This is a genomic window from Bilophila sp. 4_1_30 (assembly GCF_000224655.1).
Classification (GTDB): Bacteria; Desulfobacterota; Desulfovibrionia; order Desulfovibrionales; family Desulfovibrionaceae; genus Bilophila; species Bilophila wadsworthia.
The window spans coordinates 980,664-1,004,664 of sequence record NZ_JH114232.1 but is presented as its reverse complement, the minus strand read 5'-3'; the positions used below and the strand labels follow the sequence as shown (position 1 = coordinate 1,004,664).

20 protein-coding genes are annotated in these 24,001 nt (G+C 61.9%); 9 read left to right on the top strand and 11 right to left on the bottom strand.

Translation table 11 applies throughout. The features are described from left to right. From HMPREF0178_RS11055 to HMPREF0178_RS11045, 3 genes are all read left to right on the top strand, one after another. A partial coding sequence (locus HMPREF0178_RS11055; protein WP_009733479.1) for a phosphopantothenoylcysteine decarboxylase occupies positions 1–483 on the top strand: 483 nt, incomplete at its 5' end. Beyond that, on the top strand, positions 465–1,217 hold the full coding sequence (locus HMPREF0178_RS11050; protein WP_009733478.1) for a hypothetical protein: 753 nt from the start codon (positions 465–467) through the stop codon (positions 1,215–1,217). The genes HMPREF0178_RS11055 and HMPREF0178_RS11050, both read left to right, overlap by 19 nt. Before the next feature lie 174 nt (positions 1,218–1,391). Next, positions 1,392–2,399, top strand: coding sequence for an NAD-dependent epimerase (locus tag HMPREF0178_RS11045; protein WP_009733477.1), 1,008 nt, complete (start codon positions 1,392–1,394; stop codon positions 2,397–2,399). A 77-nt stretch (positions 2,400–2,476) separates the two neighbouring features. Here the strand turns inward: HMPREF0178_RS11045 and HMPREF0178_RS11040 are convergent, their stop codons facing one another. Together HMPREF0178_RS11040 and HMPREF0178_RS11035 are read right to left on the bottom strand one after the other, a co-directional pair. Continuing rightward, a complete protein-coding gene (locus HMPREF0178_RS11040) occupies positions 2,477–3,394 on the bottom strand; it encodes a DUF2333 family protein (protein ID WP_009733476.1) in 918 nt (305 codons plus the stop codon). Positions 3,395–3,704: 310 nt separating this feature from the next. Further along, entirely contained in the window at positions 3,705–4,877 is a 1,173-nt protein-coding gene (locus HMPREF0178_RS11035; protein ID WP_039958937.1) for a homocysteine biosynthesis protein, read from the bottom strand. Positions 4,878–5,113: 236 nt separating this feature from the next. On the opposite strand from HMPREF0178_RS11035, the gene HMPREF0178_RS11030 reads away from it, so the two are divergent. Then, positions 5,114–5,980 (top strand): hypothetical protein, encoded by an 867-nt coding sequence (locus HMPREF0178_RS11030; protein WP_009733474.1) that lies wholly within the window; start codon positions 5,114–5,116, stop codon positions 5,978–5,980. A gap of 350 nt (positions 5,981–6,330) precedes the next feature. On the opposite strand, the gene HMPREF0178_RS11025 is transcribed toward HMPREF0178_RS11030, so the two are convergent. Beyond that, positions 6,331–7,890, bottom strand: a complete 1,560-nt coding sequence (locus HMPREF0178_RS11025) for an ammonia-forming cytochrome c nitrite reductase subunit c552 (RefSeq protein WP_009733473.1) — start codon at positions 7,888–7,890, stop codon at positions 6,331–6,333. Further along, positions 7,883–8,359, bottom strand: a complete 477-nt coding sequence (locus HMPREF0178_RS11020) for a NapC/NirT family cytochrome c (protein WP_009733472.1) — start codon at positions 8,357–8,359, stop codon at positions 7,883–7,885. The genes HMPREF0178_RS11025 and HMPREF0178_RS11020 overlap by 8 nt, the downstream gene beginning before the upstream one ends. 431 nt (positions 8,360–8,790) lie before the next feature. Here HMPREF0178_RS11020 and HMPREF0178_RS11015 point away from each other — a divergent pair, with 431 nt between their 5' ends. Both HMPREF0178_RS11015 and HMPREF0178_RS11010 read left to right on the top strand, forming a co-directional pair. Then, complete coding sequence (locus HMPREF0178_RS11015) at positions 8,791–11,100, top strand: ATP-binding protein (RefSeq protein WP_009733471.1); 2,310 nt, start codon at positions 8,791–8,793, stop codon at positions 11,098–11,100. A gap of 2 nt (positions 11,101–11,102) precedes the next feature. Further along, on the top strand, positions 11,103–12,548 hold the full coding sequence (locus HMPREF0178_RS11010; protein WP_009733470.1) for a sigma-54 dependent transcriptional regulator: 1,446 nt from the start codon (positions 11,103–11,105) through the stop codon (positions 12,546–12,548). A gap of 56 nt (positions 12,549–12,604) precedes the next feature. Here the strand turns inward: HMPREF0178_RS11010 and HMPREF0178_RS11005 are convergent, their stop codons facing one another. From HMPREF0178_RS11005 to HMPREF0178_RS10975, 7 genes are all read right to left on the bottom strand, one after another. Further along, on the bottom strand, positions 12,605–13,441 hold the full coding sequence (locus tag HMPREF0178_RS11005) for a murein L,D-transpeptidase family protein (RefSeq protein WP_009733469.1): 837 nt from the start codon (positions 13,439–13,441) through the stop codon (positions 12,605–12,607). Between the two features lie 149 nt (positions 13,442–13,590). Next, complete coding sequence (gene pyrE, locus HMPREF0178_RS11000; protein WP_005025172.1) at positions 13,591–14,154, bottom strand: orotate phosphoribosyltransferase; 564 nt, start codon at positions 14,152–14,154, stop codon at positions 13,591–13,593. 285 nt (positions 14,155–14,439) lie between these two features. Then, positions 14,440–15,750, bottom strand: coding sequence for an adenylosuccinate lyase (gene purB, locus HMPREF0178_RS10995; protein WP_005025170.1), 1,311 nt, complete (start codon positions 15,748–15,750; stop codon positions 14,440–14,442). 60 nt (positions 15,751–15,810) lie between these two features. Continuing rightward, positions 15,811–16,122: an FmdB family zinc ribbon protein gene (locus HMPREF0178_RS10990; RefSeq protein WP_005025168.1), complete on the bottom strand. Its 312-nt coding sequence runs from the start codon at positions 16,120–16,122 to the stop codon at positions 15,811–15,813. A 572-nt stretch (positions 16,123–16,694) separates the two neighbouring features. Continuing rightward, entirely contained in the window at positions 16,695–18,071 is a 1,377-nt protein-coding gene (locus HMPREF0178_RS10985) for an efflux transporter outer membrane subunit (RefSeq protein WP_009733467.1), read from the bottom strand. Positions 18,072–18,352: 281 nt separating this feature from the next. Beyond that, the gene (locus HMPREF0178_RS10980; RefSeq protein WP_009733465.1) at positions 18,353–21,517 is read right to left on the bottom strand and encodes an efflux RND transporter permease subunit; all 3,165 of its coding nucleotides are present in this window, start codon (positions 21,515–21,517) and stop codon (positions 18,353–18,355) included. Between the two features lie 9 nt (positions 21,518–21,526). Beyond that, entirely contained in the window at positions 21,527–22,735 is a 1,209-nt protein-coding gene (locus tag HMPREF0178_RS10975; RefSeq protein WP_009733464.1) for an efflux RND transporter periplasmic adaptor subunit, read from the bottom strand. Positions 22,736–22,904: 169 nt separating this feature from the next. Here HMPREF0178_RS10975 and HMPREF0178_RS22010 point away from each other — a divergent pair, with 169 nt between their 5' ends. From HMPREF0178_RS22010 to HMPREF0178_RS22570, 3 genes are all read left to right on the top strand, one after another. Then, positions 22,905–23,078 (top strand): hypothetical protein, encoded by a 174-nt coding sequence (locus HMPREF0178_RS22010; RefSeq protein ID WP_005025158.1) that lies wholly within the window; start codon positions 22,905–22,907, stop codon positions 23,076–23,078. Further along, positions 23,075–23,782: a hypothetical protein gene (locus tag HMPREF0178_RS10965; RefSeq protein WP_009733463.1), complete on the top strand. Its 708-nt coding sequence runs from the start codon at positions 23,075–23,077 to the stop codon at positions 23,780–23,782. Before HMPREF0178_RS22010 ends, HMPREF0178_RS10965 begins: the two co-directional genes overlap by 4 nt. Continuing rightward, a partial coding sequence (locus HMPREF0178_RS22570) for a hypothetical protein (protein ID WP_232281257.1) occupies positions 23,773–24,001 on the top strand: 229 nt, incomplete at its 3' end. The genes HMPREF0178_RS10965 and HMPREF0178_RS22570, both read left to right, overlap by 10 nt.

The window sequence follows — 24,001 nt, the reverse complement described above, 5'->3', positions numbered from 1 at the left end:
CCGTGGCTGCCCGCCGGGATCGCCCGGCACAACGTCGGTTCAGCCCGGCACATGCTGGAGGCCGCCGCTTCGGTGTGGCCGCAGTGCGATGCGGGCGTGTTTACCGCCGCCGTGGCCGACTTCTCCCCCGTGCCTCCGGCACAGGGTGGCGACAAGAAATTCAAGAAAAGCGACGCTCCGGACGGGTTCGATGTCCATTTCGCGCCCAATCCGGACATCCTGAAAACGCTCGCCGCCGACCGTCGGCCCGATCAGAAAGTCGTGGGCTTTGCCGCCGAATCACAGAACCTCGAAGACTCCGTGCGCGGCAAGCTCGTTTCCAAAAAGGCCGACATGGTCGTGGGCAACCTGCTCCAAGACGGTTTCGGCACGCCGGACAACACGGTTTTCGTCGCCGACGCTTCCGGGCGCGAAGAACGCTGGGCGCACCTTTCCAAAACAGACGTTGCGTGGAGATTGCTCTCGTGGCTCCTGTCCCGCTGAATATTTCCCCGGCCTTCCGCCCGTGGCGTCAGGCCGGGATCACGCATCTGCTCCTCGACGACGAAGTCAGGGAGCGTCTTCTGGCGCGCCCGGAACCCGAGCCGTCCGAAGCCGCGCCTCCCGTCCAGCCCGTCCGGCAGCACAGTGCGCCGCCACAGCGCGAGGAGCGCCGCCAGCCTCAGCCGCCTTCCTATACCCCTCCCCCCCAGCCGCAGCCCGTTTCCAGCGCCCCGCAAAAACCTGTGCGGATCGCGGACACGGGCACTCTGGCCCCGGACGCCTGGCCCGCCTATTGGCAGACGCTGCTCAAAAAAACGCCGCCCCGCCCCTCGCTGGTCTGGTCCTATCCGTCCCTCAGCCGGGATCTGGGCGGCGACGCCGACGCCGCGCACCGCGACTTCCTGCGCCGGTTGCTCGGGGATATGGCGCTCCCCAAGGGGAGCCATGCGTTCTGGCCTTTGAACCGTTACCCCTATGGGGACGGCGAATCGGAACAGACGGTCGATGCCCGGATGTTTTTGAGCGGCATCGCCGCGCTCAAACCCGAAAGCGTCATCCTCATGTGCGGGCAGGTTCCGCCCGAGCTTGGGCTTGCCGATCTGCGCCCGCTTTCGCCAAGCATCGTGCATGGGCACCGTTATGTGGTCACGCCGCACGTCGACGACCTCATCGGGGAGCCGCAGCGCTATGCCCAGCTTATCACCTTCTTGAAGTCCATCATTGCAGGAAGATAGAAGGGTTCCGGGGAGACGGGGCAACATTTCCGAATCTGTCTCCTTTTTTAAAAATTTCAGCGTATTATCGCAATAAAACAGTCTTTTTGCGGGCAAAGTATCGGAGGCGCTCCCTTCGCGCGGAAAGCGCACCCGGCATCTTTTCCCACGTATCAATCATCCAAAGAGGTCCACATGCACGTTCTCGTCACCGGCGCGGCCGGGTTCATCGGATTCCACCTTTCCAAACGCCTGATCGCCGAGGGGCATACGGTCGTCGGCATCGACAATCTCAACGATTACTATTCGGTGCAGCTCAAGAGAGATCGCTTGGCACAGCTGCAGGCCCTGCCCGGCTTCACCTTCGAACATACGGACCTCGCCGACGACGCCGCGCTGGAAGCCGTATTCGGCCGCAACACGTTCTCGCATGTCGTGAACCTCGCGGCACAGGCGGGCGTGCGCTACAGCCTCATCAATCCCAAAAGCTACGTCCAGTCCAACCTTGTGGGCTTCGGCAACCTGCTCGAATGCTGCCGCCACGGGAAGGTGGAGCATCTGGTGTTCGCCTCGTCCAGTTCCGTGTACGGCATGAACACCTCCATGCCCTTCTCCGTACATGACAACGTGGATCACCCGGTCAGCCTGTACGCGGCTTCCAAAAAAGCCAACGAGCTCATGGCCCACACCTACAGCCACCTGTACCGCCTTCCGGCTACGGGGTTGCGCTTCTTCACCGTCTACGGGCCGTGGGGCCGCCCGGATATGGCCCTCTACCTGTTCACCAAGGCCATCCTCGCCGGGGAACCCATCAAGGTCTTCAACGAAGGCAAAATGCGCCGCGACTTTACCTACATCGACGACATCATCGAAGGCGTGATGCGCGTCATGGCCCGCATCCCCCAGCCCGATCCGGCTTGGGACAGCGCCAAGCCCAACCCTTCGACCAGCACCGCGCCGTGGCGTATCTACAATATCGGCAATAACAATACGGTCGAACTCGGGACTTTCATCAGCACGCTCGAAGACGCCCTCGGCAAGAAAGCCATCCGCAACCTCATGCCCATGCAGCCCGGCGACGTGGAAGCCACATGGGCCGACGTGTCCGACCTCATCGCGGACACCGGATTCCGCCCGCAGACTTCCGTAGAATACGGCGTCGGGCAGTTCGTGAAGTGGTATAAGGAGTACTACGGCGCGTAGCCTCCAGTTTCCGGAAGACGACAAAAAAGGGAGGACGGCGTGCCGTTCTCCCTTTTGCTTTGAACCTGATAAAAAACTTAGATGCGGATGCTGTTGCGGATGTCTTCGAGGCGGTTCTTGGCGAACAGCACATACGAAATGATCAGTTCGCCGGAGTTTACCTTGGACGTGATGTACAGCGGATCATAGGTGCAGATCCGGTTCATGTATTCGATCGCGGCGGCCATATTGCCCGCGTTCCCCTTGCTGCTGATTTCGGGGTACAGTTCATACAGCGCGCTGATGAAGTCCCGCACGACCAGCACAATGCCCTGTACTTCGTAAATACGGTTGTCCAGCGTGTAGAACGGCAGTTCCTGCGAGTTTTCAAGCAGGCCGAGCGCATACCCGAGCAGGTTTTCGCCGATCACAAGGTCGAAGGAGGCGTACAGGTCGTCGGTCCGGCAGTTGTACACGCCGGTACCCTTGTCGAGGCTCTCCTTATACTGTTCAATGAGCTTGAGCCCCTTCTTGTAGGACGACTCGGCGGACGGGAACATGAAGCTGCGCGGATCGATGGCAAAGCTGTTCAGGCGGGCCTTATAGAGCATTTCGCTCTCGCGGTCGTTGGTGCCGAGCTTGGCGATGGTCATGGAATACAGGTCCATCAGCACCTTGGTGGCGTGGTACACGCCGTACTGGCGGTACGCCCGGTTGTCCAACACGAACCGGTTGAACAAGATATCGTTGATGCTCCACCCGAACGTGGAGTTCAGCTCATAACGCATCTGGTGCGTGATGGCGTCCACCAGCGCCTTCCCTTTGGCGTTCTCGTCAAGCTTGTCGGCGTCGGTGATCTGTACGGGGGTGGGAAATTCCGTGCGATCGAGCTTCGCATACAGAGCCTGGCTGCCCCACGCGAGCAGCAGCAACGTAATGAACAAACAAACCTGCACCAGCAGCGTCTTGCCGACAATCTTGCATTTTTCCAAAAAACCAAATTCGGGGAGTTTCACCAAAACACCTCGTCTCGCTACGTTTGTACGGAAAGAAAAGGAGAGAAAGCCAGAGCGCCCGGCTTCCAAAGAGAATTGCCTTATAAAACTAATACCGTTTCCGCAAAAGACAAGAACCCTGCCCGCCCCCAAGGCCGCCTTTCCCGAGCCACCCGCAGGGCAGGTTCATTTCCCGCTTCCACGAGCAGGGATTCAAGATAAGGCGAAAGCCTTTGAAGATAAGGGGATAGGCACAATCCGGGCCGGCAGTTTTGGGGAGGAGCAAGGGGGTGTCCCCCTCTCCAGAAAGTTTCTCCTCCCCAAGCGTTCATCAATACGCCGGAATACGATCAACCGCTTCAGTCAAAAGGAACTCGCCCTTTTCGATCCACGCCTTGAGCGTGTCGGCGATTTCAAGAGAAATCACGTGGCTGGTCAGAGGCACGGTCGGGATTTTGCGGCCCTGGATTTCCACTTCGCCGGAAAGCAGGTCGGAGAAGCGCACATGCTGGATAACCCGGGGCAGGCCATTAGGGTAGTCATACCCGTAATCCTTCACGGGCATCAGGATGTCCTCATTGGAAACCCCGGTAAAGGCCGCCATTTCCTCGTTGAGGATCGGGATCGGAATCCCCACGCCCACCGACAGCGACACGCCATACCCGGTGAGGGACAGGCCGCGCAGATAGCGCGGTTTCATGCCCTTGAGATCGCCGCGCACCATGAGCGTGCCCGAGCCGCTGAGGGGGAGCCCTTTCTCGGTGCGCTGGGGTGAGGGATCGTGCTGCGTGCCCGCACCGATGACGTAGCCTTGCCCGCCGCCAAGGAAAATGCGCGTCCCGGTGCCGATGGTACGGAACCACGGATCATTGAACAGCGGCGAGAGGCAGCCCGCCGTAGCGAAGTTCACATTCCGCATATCCGGCTTGAGCGGCCCCATGTAGGTATAAATCGTGCGGCTGGTACAGTTTACCGCCGCGTTGTAATTCTGATAGCAATTGCGCGGATTCAAAAGCTGTGCGCAGGTCAGATCCGCCAGCGTGACGGTACGGTCGAGGGACCGGCGGGGGTAGCAGTCCGTCCCGTATGAGGTCGCCCGCAGATGGACGCTGCGCCCGGCTACGAGATCTTCGATGACGTGTGCGCCGCCGTATTTGAACTGGCCCGGATAGACTTTGTTCTGAGGATCGTCCTCGGGCAGCTCGGTGGCGCCAAGATAGGCGTCCACGGCGGCGAGCCCGGCGTAGGCGGGGACGTCGTTCATCCAGACCCGGGTGGTACGGATTTTCGGCGGTTCGGGCTGGCCGATGTTGAACAGCAAACCGGACGAACACATGGGCGAGAACGTGCCTGTGGTCACCACGTCGACTTCACGGGCGGCTTTTTCCGGGCCCATGCGCCGGACGGCCTCGGTCATTTCCTCAGCGTTGAGGACAACGGCCTGACCTTTTTTGATGCGCTCGTTGATTTCCGCGATTGTCTTGATAACTTTATGAGAAGACACGATATTTTTCCTCGACAGATGGTTGATCCCCTCGGCGGGCGCCTGTTCTGTTCTGTTGCCTCTTACTGTTATCATAAGCCCTTCCGGCAGTCCATGACCGTGCTGGCGCGGCCCAAAGAATCCGCCGCTCCAGCGGTGAAGAGGCGGGCCATACCTTGGCGGACGGCACGGCTTTATGATACTACCCCATTTCGAAAACATACCAATGAGATCCATCACCAAGCAATGGAGCATACATGAACCTTTCCAAATACGAACATGCGGAGCGCAAGGAGGCCGAAGCCTCCAAAGATGCCCCCGAAACCCCGCAGGACAGCGGCGCGGAACAGAAGCACCACACGCTGTTCGGCAAGCAATTCACTGAAAAAGAGCAGAAAACCTTATTCCTCTACCTCGTCATCGGCATCGTCCTCATGGAGCTCGCGGTAACGGTGGGCGCCATCATCATCAGCATCACCAACGCCCAGCCCTCGTCCAGCGGCGTGCCGCACTTCCAATTCCCGTGGATAGGCTATCTGGTCGCCGTGGTTATGGTCCCTGTGCTCGCCATGCTGCTGGTCAACCTCGTAAGCCTCGGCTTCTCCCGGGGGGCGCGCGGCGGCGAAGACGTGAACCTCGAAGGCGTCCCGCAGCGGATGCAGACGTTTTACGCGCTGGTCCGGGGAGCGCCCACGGTGATCCTGTTCGCGGGCTTCGTGCTCATGTGCGCCGCGATCTACTATCTCGACGGGGTGATGAGCCTGCTCCTGAAACTCGGGGAAAACTTCCATCTGGTCGCCATATGGGTCGTGGGCGGCTTCGCCGTGGCCTGGATGGTCAGCTATGTGGTCCGGGCGTGGATGCACTACAAAACCAAGCAGATGGAAGCCGAATACGCGTTCCGCCACGAAGTGCTGGAACGTACCGGCATGGTCATCCTCGACACCAAGCACGCGCCGACCACGGAACTGCGCATGTTGCCCCCGGTCCCCGGCGGCCAGCCAGGAGCCCTGCCTCCTGCCGTGGATGTGGACGCCTCAGCCGCGCTTCCGTCCGCCGAAGAGAGTGCGGCACAGGAGGATTCCTCCCAAACGACCGTGGATGTAGACAACGAGAAAAAATAGATCCCTCCCGCGTCCGGAAAAGGTTCCCCGCGAACAGGCAGCATCGCCCCAACAAAACGGGGCTGTTGTCCCACGAAACACCCATCGCGGCACGCGGCGTATCAACAAAACGGCAAGCCCTTCCGGTCATGCATCGGAAGGGCTTGCCGTTTATGGAGTGAGGATGACGTGAACGGGAGGGGATTCTCCCGTAGAAAAGGGGAAGGGGCCTGTCGCCAAAGGGGCACGGCTGATCAGCCGCCCCGTCTTGAGGGTATCCTCTCACCCGCATGATGCGTTCATGGCGTTAAGAGGAAAGGGGGAATCCCCGGCTTCCGCCTTTGGGTGGGGATTCCCCCTTCATCATATGCCTACTGGATCTTCTTGTTGCCTTCCCACATCTGGCCGGCCTTCGGCAGAGGCTTCAGGTACGCGAACCACGGATGGGTCTTGAGGTATTCGGGGTCCTGCTGGAGCTTGCGGCTCATCTTGAGGATGGGCGGCACGATCTGCTTGATGTCGCCTTCCAGCTTCGGCGCGATGCCGTAGTTGGTGGCCTTGAGCGCCGCGTTGATGGCGTCCTGGCTCAGGGTGATGGAACTGGTCAGGGTGTCGAGGGCCTTGGCGGGGTTATGGAACCCGACGCTGTTTTCGGCGGACACGAAATCCCAGAACATCTGGCCCTTGCGGACGGCTTCCTTGGCCCGGATGATCAGCTGGTCATAATCGGCGGGCTTTTCGCCGGTGTACTCGAGAGCAAGGCGCACGGCTTCGTGGGCGCGCACGGAGTATTCCTGCGCCACGAGAAGCTGCTTATAGGTCTTGTCCTGCGTGTATTCGATGCGTCCGCGCAGGTAGGCCGCGGTCTTGTCGGCATGGCACTGGCGGCAGGCGCGCAGTTCGGGGTCACGCAGGGGCGAGGTCCACCAGTGGCTGGACATCTTCTTGCCTTCCTCGCGCTGGTACGGCATGTGGCAGTCGGCACAGGCCACACCAGCGGCGCCGTGCGGACCGTCGATCCACGTTTCATAGTCGGGATGCTGCATCTTCAGCATGGGCGTCTGGGAAACGGGGTGCACCCAGTCGGCGAACTTGCCCTTGAAGCCGGGCATGTCCACATTGCCGTTGTCTTCATACACGCTGTAGATGGCTTCGGGCGTGAAGCCGTTCTTCCACGGGAAGACAGGGCGCTTGGTGGGGCCGTGGCCGGGATCGTTGAAGTAGTATTCCACATGGCACTGGGCGCACACGAGCGAACGCATCTCGCTGCGGGGGAGCTTTGCGGGGTCCTTGCCCACGGACTTCAGATAACCCTTGAGCGGCTCGCTGTAGAGCTGGAGCTGCATGGTTTCGGCGTTGTGGCAGGTCGCGCAGCCGATGGAATCGTCGTCCGTGACTTCCGTACGGAACTGGTTGAAGTCCTTGGCCCAGAAATCGTCGCCGTACTGCTTGATCCACTGCACCATCTTGGGGGTCTTGCAGTTCCAGCAGGTGGCGGGCATCCCGCCCTTTTCACCGTACCGGTTGATGCGGTCGATTTCGAGGATGTCGTGGATCGCATACGTGTGGCCGCGCGCTTCACGGTATTCGTACATGAAGGGATAGCCGAGCCACAGGTTCTTGAGGTAGGGCTGGGCCCCCTGCTTGTAGCCTTCGGGCAGCGGGTCCACGTCGTCGTTCTTCATGAAGTTGACGGAGCCCTTGTACTTGCTCATGAACGTGGATTCGTTGTTGCGGTCGTAGCTGGCGGCCTGAAGGGGAAAGTCCTTGCGAAACGCCGAGGTCTTGTTGTCGTCGGAGTCCTTCAAGCCCGTCTTGTAGACCGGGGTCTTCAATTCGGCTGTGGACACGTCGTCGCAGCCCGCGGCAAGTCCCAAGGCGGCGCACACCACCGCCAACCTGATCAGAGTGTAAAATACTCGGCTATTCATCGGCCACCATCCTTGTGCTGATGGGCTTCATGCGCATGTGCTGCGCACTACGGTGACAGTCGACGCAGTAGGGCTTGGCGTCCATGCTGGCGACATTCTCGTTGGTTGCAAAATGACAGGCCTTGCAGTTCGCGTTGACGACGTCCTTCGTCGCCATGCCCGCCACAATGGGAAGGTCCACATCGCCCAGAGTATTCATGTAGAAATCCCTGGCGCCTTCCTTCGCCTTAAAGGGCAACTTCGACAGCAACGCCGCCGGAGCGTGACATTCGTTGCAAGCCAGCTTGGCATGGGGGGACAGCTTGTGCGTCCGTGCGGCCTGTTCCATGATATGACAACTGGAACAGAAAGGACGCGCATCCGTCACCCGCATACCCCACGCCAGCCCTGCCAGCACGAGCACGCCCAGCGCAACGCCGCCCAGCAGTATCTTCAACCACGGGCACTTGCGGGGTGACACCTCAGACATTCTTGCCTCCTCTTGCAACAGATACCAAAACCGCTTTGGCGGGCCGTCTCCCGGCGCGCCGCGAACGGCAATCCTCTTATGCCTTCTATCAAAAACCGTGCCGGGATTGCGCCTTTTCGTACAAAGCACAATCCTCCTGAAATAACAAATGATACGGGAACAGTGAAGATGAGGAGCATTCTCATTCTTCCTTTTCCCTTGCTACAGTATGATTTTTATGACAGCTAGTCAGAAAAAACTGACAGGTTGTCCGATTCAGACAACCTGTTCAGAATGATTCCTATTTTGTCACAAGCCTGAACGCCGATCCACCGGATCAAGAGAAGACACGCGCGGGAGCGGCAGGAACCGGGCAAGCCGTCCGGAAGTTCTGGGACACGGGCAACCGGCCTCACGGATTCCCCTGCCTCCGTTCCTGAGAGGAGCCTTTCATGTCCACGTTCTCATGGCGCGTGTTGCGCCTTCCCTTGCTGATCACCCTGCTCTGGGGGCTGCTGCTGTTCACGCTGTTCCGCTGGACCGCCCAGCGCGAGGACGAGTACACCACGGGACTGGCCCGCATCCAGACCGCGACCCTCTTTTCCAGCATCGTGGATACCCGCGACTGGAACGCCAACAACGGCGGCGTCTGGGTCCGCGAACACCCCGGCTGCCCCGCCAACCCGTGGCTGCCGGAGGAGGAGCGCACACTCCGCGCCGAGGGAGGCACGACCCTCGTGAAGGTCAACCCCGCCTATATGACCCGGCAGATCGCGGAAAGCTTCACCTCCACGCTGGCGAGCTTCCGCATTTCCAGCCTGTCCCCGAAGCGTCCGGAAAACCGGGCCGATCAGTGGGAAACCGGGGCCTTGCTCTCTTTCGAAAAGGACAGGCACGAGCTTTTCGATCTCGTTTCCGACAAGGAGGGTATACGTTACCGCTATATGGCCGCCCTGCCCGCCAAGGAAAGCTGCATCCAGTGCCATCAGGACAAGAAGGTCGGCGACGTGCTCGGCGGCATCAGCGTATCCATCTCCGCCGAGCCCCTTTTTGCAGCGGCGACCGAACGCAAGCGCACCACCGGGCTCGCATTCGGGATCATCGGGATCATCGGCATGGTGGGGATCGGCGGGGCCACGTTCCAGATCAACCGCAAGAAGGAGCTTGCCGAAGCCGCCAACCGCACCAAGAGCGCCTTCCTCGCCAACATGACCCACGATATGCGTACCCCGCTGACCGGCATCCTCGGCATGACCGAACTGCTGGAACGCGAAACGCAGGATTCGCGTCACCGCTATCTGCTCGCCAACCTCCGGAAGGCCACCGACAGCCTGCTTACGGTCGTCGACGGCATCATGCGCTATTCACTGCTTGAGGCCGACAGGCAGCCCACCTGCTGCGCGCCGTTCTCCCTGCGCGCCGAGCTCGGCGCCTGCATCGCCGTGCTGCGCCCGGCCTGCGCCAGCCGGGACATCCGGCTTTCGCTCGTGACGGACGACACCGTCCCCGACAGGCTCGTAGGCGACGGTTTCCGGCTGCGTCAGGCGCTCGGCAACCTGCTCGGCAACGCGGTGAAATTCACGGAAAAGGGTTCCGTGACCCTGCGCGTCACCCGGGCGGAATCGCAGGCCCCCGAGGGCCGATGCGCGCTGTCCTTCCAAGTCATCGACACCGGCAGGGGCATCCCCACGGACGAACAGGAACGCATCTTCGAGAGCTTCGAACAGGGCTCCGGCGTCCGGGATTCGGGCGATCAGCACGAAACCGGCGTGGGCCTCGGGCTTGCCATCGCCCGCAACATCGCGCGGCGCTTCGGCGGCGACCTGACGCTCTCCAGCACGCCCGGCATGGGCAGCGTATTCACCTTCACAGCCCTGTTCCGTCTGGCGGCCGACTCGGACGGCCTGCCGGAAACGCCCGCCTCCCCTTGCCCCGCTTCTCCCTCCCCCCTCGCCCAGCCTGACCGCCCCGCAGAAACGGGGACGAGCGGACGGCTGGTGGTCGCTGAAGATACGGCGGTTACGGCCCTGTTCCTCAACGAGGCGCTGACGCAGGCCGGATATGCCGCGCACATGGCGAGCAGCGGAGAGGACGCCTTGTACCTCATCCGCAAACTGCAACCCGACGCCGTACTGCTGGACATGCGCCTCCCGGACATGACCGGGCTCGACATCGCGGGGCAAATCCGTTCCGGGGAACTCGGCGTCGCGCCGGAGACCCCGATCCTCGTGCTGACCGCCACGCTGGACCCCGGCGACGAACAGGCGTTCCGCCGCATGGGGATCAACCGCTGGCTGCTCAAGCCCGTACAGGCCGGAAAGCTGGCCTCCGTCGTGGCCGACCTGCTCCCATTCACCCGCAAGGAACAAGAGGAAACGCCCATGCCCGCATCCGAACCCGCTGAACAGCCCGCCGACGTCTTCGATCCCGCCGCCGCGCTGGATGCTCTGGGCGGTGAAGCCCTCCTCAAGCGGCTGGTGGGGATCTTCCTCGGCGAGGAACCCAACATCCGGGCCAATCTGCAACGCTTCGCCCTGTCACCGGAAACGCTTCCCGAACTTTGCCCCGAGCTGCGGCGTCAGGCGCACAGCCTCAAAAACGGCGCGGGCATGTTGCACCTTGAGAGCCTGCGCAAGGCCAGCTCCGATCTGGAGCAGGCCGCCGCGTCCCCGGCCGGACAGGACTTTGCCGCCCTGCTGCGCACCACCATCGAAGCGCTGGAACGGGCTTCCGCCGCTCTTCGTAAACACTGCGGGGCGTAAATATGGCCCGTATCCTTGTTGTCGATGACGAAAGCCTGATCCGGGTACTCGTGGCCGATGTGGGGGAGTCCCTCGGGCACGAAGTGCTCACCGCCGCCTCCATCAAAGAAGGGCAAGACCTCGCGCAGCGCGGCGTGGACATCGTACTGCTGGATGTACTGCTCCCGGACGGGGACGGGCTCGCCCATGTGGAGACCTTTTCACAGCTTCCGGGCCGTCCGGATGTGATCATCATTACGGGGCATGGCAACGCCGACGCCGCCGAGGCGGCCCTGCGATCCGGGGCGTGGGAGTATCTGGTCAAACCGCTCCGCGTCCGCGATCTCTCGAAGGCGCTCACGCAGGCCGTGCAATGGCGAAACAGCCGGGACAGCCAGTCCCGCAGCCTGCTGCGGCATCCCGACATCATCGGAAAAAGCCCCGCGCTGGCCGAAGCGCTGGAAGCATTGCGGGAAGCCGCCGCGAGCAACGTCAACGTACTCATCACCGGGGAAACCGGGACCGGCAAGGAACTGTTCGCCAGCGCCCTGCACGCCAACAGCCTGCGGGCGTCCGGCCCGTTCGTCACCGTGGACTGTACCACCTTGCCAGAAACGCTGGTGGAGGCGCATCTGTTCGGACACGCCCGGGGCGCGTTCACCGGAGCCGACAGGGCGCGCGAGGGTCTTCTCGCCGCCGCCGACCACGGCACGCTGTTCCTTGACGAAGTGGGCGAACTGCCCCTCCCCGTGCAGGGCGCGTTCCTGCGGGCGCTGGAGCTGCGCCGCTTCCGTCCCGTCGGCGAAGTGCGCGAAGTGGAAAGCGATTTCCGCCTCGTCGCCGCAACCAACCGGGATCTCGACGACATGGTGGGCATGGACCTCTACCGGAGCGATCTCCGCTTCCGGCTGCGGGGCATGACCATCCATGTGCCGCCGCTCCGCCGCCGCGCCGAAGATATCCCCCTGCTCGCCGAGCACTTCACCGCACGCTACTGCCAGCGCCACGAACTCCCGAACAAGGAGCTGACTCCCGACTGTTACGCGATGCTGGCGGACTATTCGTGGCCCGGCAACGTGCGCGAACTGCGCCACACCATCGAACGGGCCTGCGCAGCAGCGGGGGACGGCACCCAGCTGTTTACCCGGCACCTGCCCACGGAAATCCGCATCGAACTGGCCCGCAAACGGCTTGTGCACCTCTCCGAGCCAGAGGAATCCGCGCCGGCCGCCCCTCTCCCGGAACAAGCCCCCTCCACGCAGCCCCGGAAGCCCGAAACCTTCCCAACCCTGCGCGACATGAAGGCCAAAGCCGAACGCGAGTACATCGCCGGGCTGTTCGCCGCCTGTCAGGGAGACGTCCGCCGCGCCGCCGGGATTGCCGGCGTTTCACGCGGGCATTTCTATGAACTGCTGAAAAAATACGGGCTGGACAGGACGTCTTCCATTCCGGAATTCCCGGCCATTTGACGCCGGGAGCGGAGGAACATTGAGTTGAAATACCACTGTTTCAAAGCCCAAAAACGCTAGTCGGCCCATGCCATTCCGACGATGCGGTATTCGCCGTCGCCTTGTTTCTCCCAATAGAGGCGGCGTACCCCCGTCTCCGCGCCTCCGTCGGGCGAAGCCGTGCGCTGGGCAAACCACGAAACCACATACCCCGGCCCTTCCAGAGCCCGGACAGGCCCGAATGTGACCCGTACACGCTTTTCTTGGCGCTCTACCTTCCTTATGGATGCGGCACGTTCCGGCGCAATGAACCCGTCCCCGGCCTCGCCACGGCGCCAAGCCGCGCGCCAGCCACGGGTGCGTTCCTCCACTTCGCGTACGGCGTCCTTCCGGGGCGCGATTTCCACCCGTTCGCCGATAAGCACGGGTGTCCCCCGCTTCAGTTCCGGCCCGACTTCGGCGATATCCTTGAGGTTCAGGACGACGCATCCCCGGCTTTCAAACGGCGTGATCGCCCTACCCCGGCTGTGCACCCAAATCCCCGATCCCGTCTTGCCGCGCAGCCGATCCACGGGATTCGGGTAGTCAAGGATATAAGCTTCCCCGCCGTACTCCTCAAAATCCAGCCGTTCCGTCCGCTTCCGCACAACAAAATAAACGCCCTCCGGCGTCTTCAAGTCGCCGCGTACCTGTTTGTCGCCCTGCGCCTGCCCGGTTGTACACAGATAATCGCGGGATTTCCCCTTCTCCATGAGGAAAAAACGCTGACGCGACTTGTCCACGGCCACCACCGCCTGATCAGGCAGCCCATCCGTCACGGCCTCCCATGCCCTTGCCTCCGGCACGCACATCAAGCCAGCGAGCAACAGCGCGGTACAGCCCCACACCCTCATGGAAACACATTCAAACGGCATGAAAATCTCCTTTTCGCAAAAACCCAAGCCGTTATCCTGCGTCCCTCCCACTTTTTTGTCGACCCCCTTATTCTTTTCCCTGCCCACCAAACAAAAAGCCCCCCGGGGATTCCTCCGAGGGGCCTTATCACAAGCGTCAATGCGTCCGGCTAGTCTTCTTTGGCAAGCTCGACCAGTTCGGGACGGGTAAACAGCGCGCGGAGCTGGTATCCCGCGGCTTCGATGGCTTCACGGCCGCCTTCGCCACGGTCAAGCACGGTACACACGGCAACCACGTTCAGGCCCGCGTCTTTCACACGCTCGCACGCCTTCAGCAGCGAACCGCCGGTCGTGACCACGTCTTCGACCATCGCCACGGGATCGCCGGGCTTGAAGTTGGACAGGCCCTCCACATACTGGTTGGTGCCGTGGCCCTTGGATTCCTTACGCACGATGAGCCCGGCGAGCGGACGGCCCTTTTCATGCGAAATGACGGTGGTGGCGGAGATCAGCGGGTCGGCGCCGAGCGTCATGCCGCCGATGCCCTTGATGTCCAGATCGGCCAGCAGCTCGTTGAACAGCGTACCGATGAGCCACGACCCTTCGGGGTGCAGCGCGGTCTGGCGGCAGTCGAAATAGTAGTCGCTCTTGCGGCCCGAAGCGAGGGTGAAATCCCCTTCGCGGTAGGAACGTTCGATCAGAATCTTGGCGAGGCGCTTTTTGAGTTCGCGCATGGTGGCTCCTGTGGTGGTAAGTGTGGAACCGGGGGAGGGGAGAAGGAACCTTTATGGAGAAAGGCTTCCTTCTCCCCTCCCCCGGACCTCCTCCCCTCATTTTCCCAAGACTTTCGACTGGTGGGGAGGCGGCGCGGAAGAAGTTCAAAAAAACGAAAAAAAGCCCTTCCGTCAAATCGCGGCCACTCCCCTCCCCCATTACAAAAGCCTTAGGAGGGAAAGGGGGTGGTTTGGAGGGGGGGAAAGGGAAGCCCTTCTCCAGAAGGTTTTCCCCCTCCAAGTCTCCTATTCCTCAAACACGCGCTTGAGGATGTCGCCTTCGTGGCGGAGATAGAACTGGGGATCAAACAGCCCGGCGAAGGTCTCCTCGCTGAGGCGGCTGTTGATTTCGGGATCGGCCTTGATGAGTTCCGGGAACGGCTGACGGGTCTCCCAGCTCTTCATGGCGTTGCGCTGCACCATGACGTAGGCTTCCTGGCGCGGAATGCCCGTCTCGATAAGCGCGGTGAGCACACGCTGCGAGAAATAGAGGCCAAACGAGCACTCCATATTGCGGGCCATGTTCTCGGGCATGATGCGCAGCCCTTCGAGCAGGCGGCAAAGGCGGTGCAGCACGTAATCCGTGAGGATCGTGGAGTCGGGCATGATCACGCGCTCCACAGAGGAATGGCTGATGTCGCGTTCATGCCAGAGCGCCTGGTTTTCCAGCGCCGCCAGCGCGTTGGTGCGGATGAGGCGGGACAGGCCGGTCATGTTCTCGGCGGAGATGGGGTTCTTCTTGTGCGGCATGGCGGAGGAACCTTTCTGTCCCTTGCCGAAACCTTCTTCCACTTCGCGGACTTCGGTACGCTGGAGATGGCGCAGCTCGACGCAGAGGCGCTCGATGGTCCCGGCGGTCACGGCCAGCGCCGTGAAATAGGCGGCGTGGCGGTCGCGCTGGATGACCTGCGTGGACACTTCATCCACCTTGAGGCCGAGCAGGCCGCACACGATGGCTTCCACTTCCGGCGAAAGCACGGTGTACGTCCCCACGGCCCCGGAGAGTTTGCCCACGCGCATGTCGTCGAGGGCGGCGGCGAAACGGGCACGGTCGCGCTTGAATTCGGCGTAGAAGCCCGCCATCTTGAGCGAGAAGCTGGTGGGCTCGGCGTGGATGCCGTGGGTGCGGCCCATGCAAAGCAGCCCCTGATGCTCCAGCGTCATCTTCTTGAGCACGGCGAGGACGCGGTCGAACGCCTTGAGGATCAGTTCGCCGGCTTCCACCATGAGCAACGAACCGGCGGTATCCACGATGTCGGAAGACGTACAGCCCAGATGGATGAACCGGGAAACGGGGCCGACCTTCTCTTCAATGGCGGTCAGGAAGGCGATAACGTCGTGACGGGTGGTTTCCTCGATTTCGTTGGCGCGATCGACGAAAGCGCGATCAACGGTAAAATCGGCTTCCTTGCGGAGCGTTTCCATGTCGGCATCGGAAATTTCGCCGACGCGGTTCCACGCCTCGCATACGGCCAGCTCAACGCGCAGCCAAGCCTGATAGCGGTTCTCGGGCGTCCAGATTTTGCCCATTTCCGGGCGGGTATAGCGTTCAATCATGGGATCTCCTCACAAAAAGAGTAAGAAAACGGCGCGGGCAAACGCCCACGCCGCAAGAAATCAGGCCGTAGCCGCCTTGGAACCTCCACCCGAACCGGAGGCAGCCGCCTCCGCCTTCGCGGGGGCCGCATCAGCCTTTGCCGGGGCCGCGTCCGCAGCCGGGGCAGCATCACTGGCGGAACCGGACGCTTTCCCGCCGTAGCAGGACGCGAACCAGCCGCCGCCTTCAAGCTTAAAAGACGTATTGGACATGATCCGTTCGGCATCGCCGCCGCACTTGGGGCAGGGCTCAAGCTCCGGAGAATCAAACGTTTTTACCCATTCTTCAAACACGTTGCCACACTTCCGGCAGCGGTATTCGTAAATCGGCATCGACTCGCTCCACCAAGGGCATTCAGGACCGCTCCAAGCGGCCTTCACTGACAAAACAACCGGAAAACCTGACGATTTCCCGGAATTCGGACAAAGGAGAAACAGCGGAAGCGCCGGGGCGCATCCGCTGCTTCGTGCCGGGGCTCCGGCACAAGAAAGATCGCCAGACTTACTTGCTGTTCTTGGCAGCAGCCTGAGCTTCGTGAATGCGGGCCTTGATGCGCTCGGCGCGACGCTTGCGACGACGATCAAGTTCCTTCTTACGCTCGATTTTCTTATGGGCCATGATAGTACTCCTCAAAGTGAAAAACGTAATCTGTGGATAACTACAGCCAATCCCCCCGTTTGTCCAGTACAAACATACGGAAGGGAAAACGGCGCGCCTCCGGGAGGGAGAAGGACGCCATGAAGAAACGCGCCCCCAGCCGTACAGTGAACCGCCTTTGAAGAAAAAAGGCCCCCCGGAAAAAAGGGCCTCCCCCCGCGTACAGCCTACTGTCTTCGGCACCACGCCTCGGGAACGAAAAGAGCCTCTCCGGAGAGAGGCCCTTCCACGACAGCGTTTCTTCAGGCTACTTCCAGCCGCCTCCAAGCGCGAGGCAGACATTGACGATGGACGACAGGCGTTCGCTGCGCGCGGCGGCGAGCTGCATTTCGCTGTCGAACAACGAGCGTTCCGCGTCCAGCACTTCCAGGTACGAGGAATAGCCGTTGTCGTAACGCGTGTTCGCCAGCTCCACGGAAAGCCGCAACTCCTTGACCATGCGTTCCAGCGAGGCGACGACATTGCTCATCTCCTGCTGGCGGGTCAGGGCGTCGCGCATTTCCTTGAAGGCACCCTGAACGGTCTTTTCATAGGTCGCCAGCGATTCGCGCTGCTTCGCCTCGGCAGCCTCGACGCCGTACTTCACACGCCCGAAATCAAGCAGCGGCACGGAAGCCGCTCCGCCGTAGCTCCACGTCTGGAGCGGATTGCTCATCAGGGTATGCAGTTCGGGGCTGACCACGCCGAAGAGGCCGGTCAGCGAAATGGCCGGGAACCATGCGGCCTTGGCGACGCCGATGTTGGCGTTGGCGCTCTTGACGGCCATCTCGGCCTGCTGGATATCCGGGCGGCGTTCCAACAGATCGGAAGGCACGCCCGCCGGAATGACCGGAGGCGTGGGGATGGATTCCAGCGTCATGCCGCGCTGCACGGTACCATCCATGATGTCCTTGGGCGAGCGTCCGAGCAGGGCTTCCAAAGCGCTTTCCGCCGCATCGCGGGAAATGCGCGTCTGGTAGAGGGCCGTCTTGGCGGTTTCCACTTCCGTCTTGGCGCGGCTCAAGTCCAGTTCGCTGATGAGGCCCTGTTCATAACGGGCCGTATAAATCCTGAGCGCATCCGTACGCGTCTTGACCGTCCGCTCGGCGGTCGAGAGCTGGAGATCAAGACTCCGCAGCAGGAAGTAGGCGTTGCTGGTCTGCGCCGCGATGGAGAGCCTCATACCGCGCTGCGCCGCTTCGATTCCGAGCACCTGATACATGGCGGCTTCCTTGGCGTTGCGGAGCTTGCCCCAGAGGTCAAGTTCCCATGTCGCCCCGAAGCCCGCCGAGAACGGCGACTGCGAGCCGCTCGTGATCTTGGTGTTGTCCACCCAGGTCTGCGTCCCCTGCGCCTGCCCGCTCAAAAGCGGGAGCAGTTCCGCACGCGCCACGCCAAGCTGCGCCCGCGCGTAGTCGACCCGCGCCACGGCGGCCGCGATGTCGCGGTTGGCGATCAGCGCCTCCTGAACCAACGCGTTCAGCGTGGAATCGTCGAAGCGCTTCCACCACTGTTCGTCAAGCTGTTCGCCCTTTCCGGGATCTTTCCACGCCTGCGGCAATTCCATTTGGGGACGCTGGTAGTCCGGCGCGAACGAGCACCCCGCCAAGCCAAGCATCATCAGTCCTACGACAAAAATACGCATGTGTTCTCTCCTCGGGAGAATGCCTCCGGCGGCCGGGCTGCCGCCCGGACCTGCCCGGGGGGAATGATTCCCCCCGGACCCCCTCAGCGCGGCGTGGGCCACGGCTGCGCCGCGTCCCCCGCCGCTCCGAAGGCGTCAGGAATGTCTTCGATTTCCTCCGGCGTGATGCCGTGCAATGCAACGATGAGCCAATATATGCCCCTTGCCTCCATTACAAAAGGCCTGGGGAGACGGGGCGGGAGGGACATCCTTTTGAAGAAGGGCTTCCCCCTCTCTCGGTTTTACTCTTCCTTCTTCCCCGTACCCATAAGCTTTTCAGAGGCCCTCATGATCCAGCGGAAGAAGAAGGGCACGAACAACGGCGCGACAAGGGTCGCAACGAGCATACCGCCGATGACGCTGGTGCCGATGGCGTGGCGGCTGGCCGCGCCCGCGCCCGTACTGACGGCAAGGGGCACGCAGCCGAGGATGAAGGCCAGCGAGGTCATCACGATGGGCCGGAAACGCAGACGGGCGGCTTCTTCGGCCGCGTGCACGGCGTCCTTGCCTTCGTTACGGTATTGCTCGACGGCGAATTCCACGATCAGGATGGCATTTTTCGCCGACAGGCCGATCAGCGTGACAAGGGCGACCTGAAAATACACGTCGTTGGAGATGCCGCGCAGCCAGATGGCGGTGATGGCCCCGAGCACGCCGAACGGCACGGCGGTCAGCACGGTGAGCGGGAGCGACCAGCTTTCATACTGCGCGGCGAGGATCAGGAAGACCATGACCAGCGCGAGCACGAAAACGAGCGAACCTCCGCTGCTGACCAGCTTTTCCTGATACGACGAGCCGGACCACGCGATGGTGTACCCGTCCGGCAGCACTTCCCTGGCCACTTCCTCCATTGCCGTCATGGCCTGCCCGGAACTGTAGCCCGTTGCGGGGTTGCCCATGAATTTGGCGGCCTGGAAGTTGTTGAAGCGCTCCACGGTCTGAGGCCCGGACGTGGGCTTCACGTTGATCAGGGCCGTCAGGGGGATCATCTCGTCCTGCTTGTTGCGGACGTACACTTCCGCCAGATCCTCGGGACGCGCGCGGTAATCCTTTTCCGACTGCGTGTAGACGCGGAACGTCCGCCCGTAGAGGTTGAAGTCGTTGATGTAGGAGGAACCGAACGTCGCCTGCATCGTCTGGAAAACATCGGACACGTTCACGCCGAGGGTACGGGCCTTCTCGCGGTCAAGCTCGACAAAAAGCTGCGGCGCGTTGACCGTGAACGAGGTACTCACGCCTTGCAGCTCGGGCCGCTTGTTCGCCGCTTCCGCGAGCTTCTGCGCAACGTCGGAAAGTTCCACGCTCCCCCTGCCGTTGCGGTCCTGCAACCACATCTCAAAGCCGCCGGTGTTGCTCATGCCGCTGATCGGCGGCGGGTTGAAGGCTATGAACGAGCCCTGCTCCAGACCAAAGCCCATGCCGTACAGCTTGCGGGCAAGATCAAAGGAGCTGTCGCCGGGGGCCTTGCGTTCGCCCCACGGCTTGAGGGTAAAGAAGAACGTCGCCACGTTGGTCTTGGCCGCGCCGCTCACGGCGTCCATACCGGAGAAGCTCATCACGTCCGCGACCAGCGGATCGGCCATGATGGCCTTGTCGAGCTTTTCCACCACGGCGGACGTGCGGCTGATGGCCGCGCCGTCGGGCATGGTCATGAGCGCGATAAGATACCCCTGGTCCTCATCGGGAACGAGTCCGCCCGGCACGCGCTCGAACACGCCGCCGATGCCCACGAGCACAAGCACGAACAGCCCCACGGCAAGCAGGCTGCGCCGGAGCAGCAGCTTCACGATGCTGACGTATTTTCCGGTGAGCCCTTCAAACCATTCGTTGAATTTGCGGAAGAAAACGTTGGGCTCCCCGTGCCCGTGTTTGAGCAGCAGGGCGCACAGGGCGGGAGTGAAGGTCAGGGCCACCGCACCCGAGATGACCACGGACACCGCGATGGTGATGGCGAACTGCTGGTACATGCGGCCCGCCATGCCGCCGGTGAAGGCCACGGGGATGAACACGGCGCACAGCACCAGCACGATGGCGATAACCGGGCCCGTCACTTCCTGCATGGCCTTGGCGGTAGCCTTGCGCGGCGGCAGCCCGTCGCTGATGTGCCGCTCCACGTTCTCGAGCACGACGATGGCGTCGTCGACCACGATGCCGATGGCAAGCACAAGGCCGAACATGGTCAGGGTATTGATGGAGAAGCCAAGGGCATACATGCCCGCGAACGTCCCCACGATGGATACGGGCACGGCGAGGCAGGGGATCAGCGTGGCGCGCCAGTTCTGGAGGAACAGGTAGACCACGAGGAACACCAGCACCATCGCCTCGAAAAGCGTCTTCACCACTTCCTCAATGGAAATCTTCACGAAGGTCGTGGTATCGTAGGGGATGCTGTAAGCCACGCCCACGGGGAACTCTTTGGACAGTTCCTCCATCTTGGCCTTGACCACTTCGGCGGTGGCAAGGGCGTTCGCGCCCGGCGAGAGGTAGATGCCGATGGGCACGGCGTCGAGGCCGTTGTACTTGCCCACGAAATCGTAGCTCTGCGCGCCGAGTTCGATGGTCGCCACGTCCTTGAGGCGGAGGATGGAGCCGTCCGGCTGCGTGCGGAGGATGACGTCGCCGAACTGTTCCGGGGTGGTCAGGCGGCCCTGCGTGGTGATCTGCCACGTCACGCCCACGCCGGGGGACATGGGCTCAGCGCCCATGCGGCCCGCCGCGAACTGGGCGTTCTGATCCCGCAGGGCGGTGGCGATGTCCTCGGGCGTGACCCCGAGCTGGCTCATCACGTCGGGCTTGAGCCACACCCGCATGGAATAGTCCTGCGCCGCGAAGTTTTTGGCATCGCCCACGCCGGGAAGGCGTTTCAGCTCGTCGACGATGTTCAGCAATGCGTAGTTGCTGAGATAGATGGTGTTGTACCGCTGATCCGGCGAGGTCAGGAAGATGATCTGGAGCATGGAGGACGACTTTTTGAGCACCGAGACGCCCATGCGCTGCACTTCCTGCGGAAGCTGCGCCAGCGCAAGCTGAACCCGGTTGTTCACGTCGATGGTCGCCTGGTCCGGATCCGTGCCCACATTGAAGGAGACGGTCAGGCTCATGCTTCCGGTCCCCGAGCTGACCGAGTTCATGTAGATCATGTTGTCGACGCCGTTGATCTGGCTTTCGAGCAGCGAAGCCACGGTCTCAGCGATGACGTTGGCGCTCGCGCCGGTGTAGGTCGCGTTGACTTCCACCTGCGGCGGGGTCAGGTCGGGATACTGTTCAACGGGCAACACTGAAATGGCGATCGCGCCCACCAGCGTAATGATAAGCGAGATAACCGTGGAAAAGATCGGACGGCGGAGGAAAAAGCCTTCCTTGATTTCGGGAGCCTGTTCCGGCGCCGGGGTTTGTTTGTTTTCCATAGCGCTCCCCTATTCGGCCTTGCCGGAATCGGAGCCTGTGCCGACGGGCTGATCCGGCAGCTTCGCGTCCTGAACGGAGGCTTGCTGAATCCGCACGGGCTGGCCGGGAACGGCTTTGTTGCCGCCTTCCACCACGATACGCTCACCAGCCTTCACGCCCTTGTTCAGCAGGAAACTGTCGCCGTAATTGTCGCCAAGGTCCACCGGGCGCATTTCAGCCTTGTCGCCCTCGCCTACCACGACGACCATACTGCCCTTCTGCGTCTGGATGACGGCCTGCTGCGGGATCAGGATGGCGTTGACCAGTTCCATGCCGGAAAGGGTGACGCGCACGAACTGGCCGGGGAGGACGAACAGATCCGGGTTGACGAACTCGGCCCGGGCCGCAACCACGCTCGTGTTGGTGTTGACCTGCTTGTCGATGAAGGTGATCACGCCCTTCGTTTGGTAAACCGTCCCGTCCGCGAGGGTGATCTCGGCCACGGTCCCGTCGGACTTGAGGCGGCCCTGTTCCTGCAGCGCGCGCAGGCGCATGAACTGCGGGCTCGGGATAGCGAAGTTGGCGTAGATGGGATCGTTCTGGTTCACCACGGTCAGAAGGCTGCCGTCCTGCGAACCGGCGGTGATGAGGTTGCCGACCGTACGGTATTCGCGGCTGGCGAACCCGGCGACCGGAGCGGTCACATAGGCGTGGCTGAGTTTGATTTCCGCTTCGCTCACGGCGGCCTTGGCGGAATCGAGGTCGGCCTTGGCGCTGTCGTAAGCGGCCTGAGCGTCGTCGCGGTCCTTCTGGCTGACGGCGTTTTTCTTGTACAGCGGGAGAACACGGTTCAGGTTCTGGCGGGCCTGCGTGAACTTGGCCTGCGCCTGTTCCATGACGCCGTTGGCCTGACGGAGCGCCGCCCTGTAGGTATCCGGCTCGATCTCGAACAGCAGCTGCCCCTGCTTGACATACTGCCCTTCGTCATAAGCGCGGCGCATGAGGATGCCCGAAACCTGCGCCCGTACTTCGACGGCACGGGAACCTTCCGTCTGCCCCGCATAGGTGAAACTGACCGGGACGTTGCGCTCCTCGACGGTCATAACGCCCACGAGCGGCGGGGGAAGCGAGGCCGTCCGGCCCTTCTCCTCTGACTTGCACCCGCCCACAAGCAGCAGGGCAAACAGCGTGCACACGGACACCATCAACGACAGAGGGGTACCAACTGGAGATTTCATCAGCTATTCCTTACGTTATCCGTTTCCCTAACGCCGCACCGGCCGATGCGCATTGACATGCCGCCGCCGCATCGACTACTCAAAAGATCTCATTTCGGTCGGACGGTAGCATGTACCGTACCTAGAGAAAAGAGTCCTATACTCATAAATCGTTAGAGACAGGGATATCATGCGACATTTTCTTCTCCGCGGCATTCTCATCGGCGGTTCTATGGGCGTCCTGTACGCGCTCGCCGGTTTTTCCGACAGCCTTCCCAGAGCCTTCGGCGTAGGCATGATCGGGGGCGCGCTTGCGGGCCTGACGCTCGCCATCCGGCAACGCAAGCGCAAGGACCGGAAATGACCCCAGCAACCGACGAGGCAAACGCCCCGCCCGGGAACAGCCGCTTTGAGGCCATCGCCTCCAGTACCCTTACCGGGCGCTTTTTTGGCGTTCCCTTTTTCCGGCCTTCCGTCAGCCCCGCCCTGCTCTTCAATGTCTGGGCCTACCTGCTCGGCCCGTTCGCCTTTTTCCTCTTCGGCCTTTGGCGCAAAGGCATCGTGCTCCTCGCCGTGGGCCTGTTTTTGTACGCCCCGCTCATCCTGCCCACGGACGCCTCCGCGTTCACGGACATCCTCATTGAGGCCTACACACCGTATTATCAAGCCCTTCAAGCCCTCGCCCTGCTCTTTGTCCTGCTGTTCTGCCTCGGGCGCGGCTTCTGGGCCCTGCTCGCCTTCCTCACTTTTGCCGCCGTCTTTTTGTACGGCTCGTTCCACACCGAGCGCCTGTATATCGGGCCTGGTTTCGGAACCGCCTATGCATGGCTGAACATGAGCATTATCTGGAAGGCGCTGTTTCAGGCCGGACTTTTTTCCCTTCTCGGGCGGTGCTGGCTGGGCCTTGCCGTCATCCTCATCGACGGGCTCGCCCTCTGGTACGTCGGCCTGCCCCTGAATCTGCCCGTTTCCGTTCTTCCCGCCGCGGCCTTTCCCGTCTTCTGCGGCATGATGGCCACCTATGACCGCTATCGGAAGGATGTACTGCGGGAGACGTTTTGGTGGTGATTAAAGATTGGAGGGGGAAGGGAAACTTTCTAAAGAAAGTTTCCCCTTCCCCCCTCCAAACCTCCCCCCATCCTCTTCAAAGACTTTTAACTTTATCGAATCCCTTCCGCCGTGTTTCCCTGTCGGCAAAAGCCCTTCTCCCCCAACAGGCTCAAGAGGAAATGACGGCTTTATACCTCGCCGCCAGACTCCCCAAAAACAAAAGCCGCCCGAACTCTC

Coding starts and splice junctions, on each gene's coding strand:
- HMPREF0178_RS11045 (WP_009733477.1), top strand. CDS start 1,392: ATGCACGTTCTCGTCACCGGCGCGGCCGGGTTCATCGGATTCCACCTT.
- HMPREF0178_RS11030 (WP_009733474.1), top strand. CDS start 5,114: ATGAACCTTTCCAAATACGAACATGCGGAGCGCAAGGAGGCCGAAGCC.
- HMPREF0178_RS11025 (WP_009733473.1), bottom strand. CDS start 7,890: ATGAATAGCCGAGTATTTTACACTCTGATCAGGTTGGCGGTGGTGTGC.
- HMPREF0178_RS11020 (WP_009733472.1), bottom strand. CDS start 8,359: ATGTCTGAGGTGTCACCCCGCAAGTGCCCGTGGTTGAAGATACTGCTG.
- HMPREF0178_RS11015 (WP_009733471.1), top strand. CDS start 8,791: ATGTCCACGTTCTCATGGCGCGTGTTGCGCCTTCCCTTGCTGATCACC.
- HMPREF0178_RS11010 (WP_009733470.1), top strand. CDS start 11,103: ATGGCCCGTATCCTTGTTGTCGATGACGAAAGCCTGATCCGGGTACTC.
- HMPREF0178_RS11005 (WP_009733469.1), bottom strand. CDS start 13,441: ATGCCGTTTGAATGTGTTTCCATGAGGGTGTGGGGCTGTACCGCGCTG.
- pyrE (WP_005025172.1), bottom strand. CDS start 14,154: ATGCGCGAACTCAAAAAGCGCCTCGCCAAGATTCTGATCGAACGTTCC.
- purB (WP_005025170.1), bottom strand. CDS start 15,750: ATGATTGAACGCTATACCCGCCCGGAAATGGGCAAAATCTGGACGCCC.
- HMPREF0178_RS10990 (WP_005025168.1), bottom strand. CDS start 16,122: ATGCCGATTTACGAATACCGCTGCCGGAAGTGTGGCAACGTGTTTGAA.
- HMPREF0178_RS10985 (WP_009733467.1), bottom strand. CDS start 18,071: ATGCGTATTTTTGTCGTAGGACTGATGATGCTTGGCTTGGCGGGGTGC.
- HMPREF0178_RS10980 (WP_009733465.1), bottom strand. CDS start 21,517: ATGGAAAACAAACAAACCCCGGCGCCGGAACAGGCTCCCGAAATCAAG.
- HMPREF0178_RS10975 (WP_009733464.1), bottom strand. CDS start 22,735: ATGAAATCTCCAGTTGGTACCCCTCTGTCGTTGATGGTGTCCGTGTGC.
- HMPREF0178_RS22010 (WP_005025158.1), top strand. CDS start 22,905: ATGCGACATTTTCTTCTCCGCGGCATTCTCATCGGCGGTTCTATGGGC.
- HMPREF0178_RS10965 (WP_009733463.1), top strand. CDS start 23,075: ATGACCCCAGCAACCGACGAGGCAAACGCCCCGCCCGGGAACAGCCGC.